The sequence below is a fragment of the Bacillus sp. MYb56 genome (assembly GCF_002976445.1).
Lineage (GTDB): Bacteria > Bacillota > Bacilli > Bacillales > Bacillaceae_G > Bacillus_A > Bacillus_A mycoides.
Window position 1 is genome coordinate 1 of the sequence record NZ_PCOH01000076.1, and the last position, 3,478, is coordinate 3,478.

Below are 3,478 nucleotides of genomic sequence, written 5' to 3' on the forward strand. Positions count from 1 at the left end.
ACCTACTCACTTCGCGTTCCTTGAGGAAGGAGTCTTCTTGGCTAAAATGATAAATACAGTATTCTATCCTAAAAGGGAAACATTATAAGTATGTTCTTTATCATTTTCTGACAGAAGACTCCCTCTTAATTTTTGTGATTATTTGAGGAAATATATCAAATTTACAAAAAGTAGGGAAGCTTGTATGTTTTTACAAGCTTCCCTACTTTTTTTGTATTATTTAAGTTATTTTTTAAATAATTTAGCGAACCATGATTTTTCTTGTTGAGTAGATGCAACTAACTTCTTAGTTTCTTGTATTTCACGAATTACTTCTAATAGCTGTTGATCCCTGTTATTTATTTTCCCATCAATATTCTTGTGTTGTTCATCAATCTTATTCAATAACATATGATTAGTTTGTTCTAAATGATCTATGCGCTGTAAAAGTTCCATGTTCATGGCTTTTTGCTCTTGAAAATATATAGAAACCTCTTTCATACTTTCATACATCGTCTGAATAATTGGCTTCGTGATTTCGTCGTCTTCATCGCTCTCTTCTACTACAATATAATCTACATTTTGTTTTAACATCCGTTCTATTATTTCTGGTGGCTCTTGTGCATCTTTCATATTAGCAATTAATTTAAAAAGCTCTAATGCTTCCTGTTCATATCTCAGCGTTCGCCCCTTCGTCCCAGTGACGGTTGGTAAATATGGTTTGAATTGATCCCGCCAGGCCTGAAGAGTTGTCCGTGGCTTCCCAAGCATCCTTGCTATATCTGCAAGGGAATATGTTTTCTTATAAGGTTCTTCCCTATCCATTTCATCGTCCTCCCCCCATCGTCATTTGTTATTATCGATGTCCGACATGTCGTCATTACATTGTTATTGATTATCATCCATGTCGGTCATGTTGTCATTGTATTGTTATTGATTATCATCCATGTCAGTCATGTTGTCATTGTATTGTTATTGATTATCATCCATGTCGGTCATGTTGTCATTACATTGTTGTTGACCATCATTTATGTCGGTCATGTTGTTTTTTTACTGTTATTCATCATCATTTATGTTCGACATGTCGGCGCCTAACTGTTATGTGATTAATTCGTTTGAAAGAAGGTATTTCCTTGTTTATTTTGAATTTTTTAAGTGTATAGGTTAATTAAATAATAAGTACGATTCAAGTCGTACTTATTATTTAAAGTGTTCTTATTTTTGATTAAATATGCTAAAGCATAATCAAAAGTAGCACTTAAGTCGTACTTAATGTATAAAGGGGGAATTATAAATGAAAATTGGAAGAAAAGTAGCAGATTTCGGAAATAGTTTTAATAATTTCATGGTTGATGGTTATTATATTGAACTTGCAACGAATGTAGTTAAAATTTCAAAGAAAAAAGCCGAGGATTTACTTGTTGATCGTATTTCTAGACCAGAAGATTTACTGGATAGATTACTAATTTCCGCTGAAATCGAAGGTGAAGAGTCTTTCTATTTAGTTGGGCAATTAGCTGAAGATAATCAGTTGGCAAACTCACATGTAAATAAGATGCACGATAAAATTAATAGTCCTATCCCATACGTAAGCTTTTTAGGAGCAATAGCATATTATCATGCCCTTAACGCTGATCAAGAAGATAATGAAGTTGAAATTGAACACATGAGTATGATGCTTCCAATTTGGCTTTTAAAACGCGAAGAGAAATTTAGCATTGCCCATAAAAAAATGGAAGAAAAATTTATCGGTGAACATAAAGTTAAAGTGTTAACACCAGGAATGGAGAAAGAACTAACTATTACAGTCAATTCAGCAAAATGTAGAAATGAATCAGAAGTTGCCAGACATTCTTTAAAATATAAAATGGTTTCAAAAGATCAGAATACAAATGTAATTAGTATTGAAAAGCGATATGAATCTGAGAGATTCGATGACTATGAAGTAGTTTTAACTGACATTGGTGGCGGTTCTACAGATGCTGTGCGATTAGGTAAAGGACTTACTACACCTAAGCACAGAGATTCTTTCCAAGTTATCGATATTGAACCATTCTTAGGATACCTAGAACGCTTTAGAAAAGAAAAATTGATTCAATACTTTAAGGATCTAAGAACATTAGAGAAATTTATAGTTAATAAATATAAAGTACAAAAGTATGTACTATCGAATGAAAATACTGGTGAAGAATATGATTTTACAAATGAAATTGTAGAGGCACTGAAAGAATATGCAAGAATTTTAGTTGCTAAAATTCTTGATGTATTCATCCCATCTAGTACGAATACAGTATTGAAATTCATTTATATCGGAGGCGAAGCACCCGTTTTAGAACCATACATCCGTCTCGCTTTATTGAATCATATGTCTGAAATGGCTGCTAAAAACAATCACTTCTTCTTGAACGATATTATTCAAAATAGCGAAAAAGAAGTATTTGCTCCAACTTCACGCACAATTAATCTAGCTGCATTAGAATTAAAAGTAATTGATGAAATGAAGGGACAGTTAGCTTAAAATAAAGGGATGTGCTGATAATGGCTAAAAATAGAAAAATGGCATTACATGCTGATAATATGCCTGAAGATGTGTATAGAATCCTTAATGAAAAAGCTAATGGTAGACAATTAACAGCATTTGTTGTTGAACTGGTACAAAATGAACAACGTTATGAGCAACTACTACAGAAATTAGATAATGTAGAACAGAGATTAAATCTTTTAGATACAGTTGAAAATAAATTGGATCTTTTACTTACTAATGGATTTGTTCCCGCACAAAGACAAGAAAATTTAAAAACAGAGGAGCCCATATTGCAAGAAGGCAAAATTATTAACGCTAGGGTAGTACTTGGTGGGATTTCTGAAGAAGATAACGAAGAGCTTGATTTCTAACTAGTAAAGAAGACCTTTGGGTATAATCCTAAGGTCTTTTTATATTTATGTGACCTAAATTCTGTTGAATTGAGCTCCCCCCCACTTAACCCACTTATGGGTTGTTTGAAGTGGGGGATTCCTACGAACACCAAAGTATCCTTCGGTTATCCTATTAGGCTAATCCCGCAGTTCCTACGGTTAATACGAAATTCGTACGGTATCACAATCTTATTTTGTTTTTTGGACATCTAGAAATAGACCTTTTTTTGGGTAGCACGAATTCCACTGACATAAGTCATCTTTCCCCTTTAGGGATGGGGGTATCAAAATGAAGTAGTCCTGATATCACCGCTATAATTTCCTTCGTAATATAGATATATCCCTATTTCTATAATTGGATATTTCCCTATTCTCCTGCTTTTATTATTTGAAAGGCTGGTATAGGGGGTGTCTCTCAAAAATTACTAAATTTATTGTATGTACTGCACATCACTATTATAATATAGATATATCCCTATTCTATAATTGGATATTTCCCTATTCTCCTGCTTTTATTATTTGAAAGGCTGGTATAGGGGGTGTCTCTCAAAAATTACTGATTCTATTGTATGTACTGCACATC

The 3,478-nt window shown here is 33.1% G+C and carries 3 protein-coding genes; 2 read left to right on the plus strand and 1 reads right to left on the minus strand.

Annotated features, from left to right (window positions below):
* Positions 1 to 225 precede the first annotated feature (225 nt).
* Positions 226 to 804 (minus strand): DUF3967 domain-containing protein, encoded by a 579-nt coding sequence (locus CQ058_RS30185; RefSeq protein WP_105590210.1) that lies wholly within the window; start codon positions 802 to 804, stop codon positions 226 to 228.
* A 469-nt stretch (positions 805 to 1,273) separates the two neighbouring features.
* Here CQ058_RS30185 and CQ058_RS30190 point away from each other — a divergent pair, with 469 nt between their 5' ends.
* Positions 1,274 to 2,497: a ParM/StbA family protein gene (locus CQ058_RS30190; protein ID WP_002187894.1), complete on the plus strand. Its 1,224-nt coding sequence runs from the start codon at positions 1,274 to 1,276 to the stop codon at positions 2,495 to 2,497.
* 20 nt (positions 2,498 to 2,517) lie between these two features.
* A complete protein-coding gene (locus CQ058_RS30195; RefSeq protein ID WP_002187895.1) occupies positions 2,518 to 2,874 on the plus strand; it encodes a hypothetical protein in 357 nt (118 codons plus the stop codon).
* Positions 2,875 to 3,478 lie beyond the last annotated feature (604 nt).

Coding starts and splice junctions, on each gene's coding strand:
- CQ058_RS30190 (WP_002187894.1), top strand. CDS start 1,274: ATGAAAATTGGAAGAAAAGTAGCAGATTTCGGAAATAGTTTTAATAAT.
- CQ058_RS30185 (WP_105590210.1), bottom strand. CDS start 804: ATGGATAGGGAAGAACCTTATAAGAAAACATATTCCCTTGCAGATATA.
- CQ058_RS30195 (WP_002187895.1), top strand. CDS start 2,518: ATGGCTAAAAATAGAAAAATGGCATTACATGCTGATAATATGCCTGAA.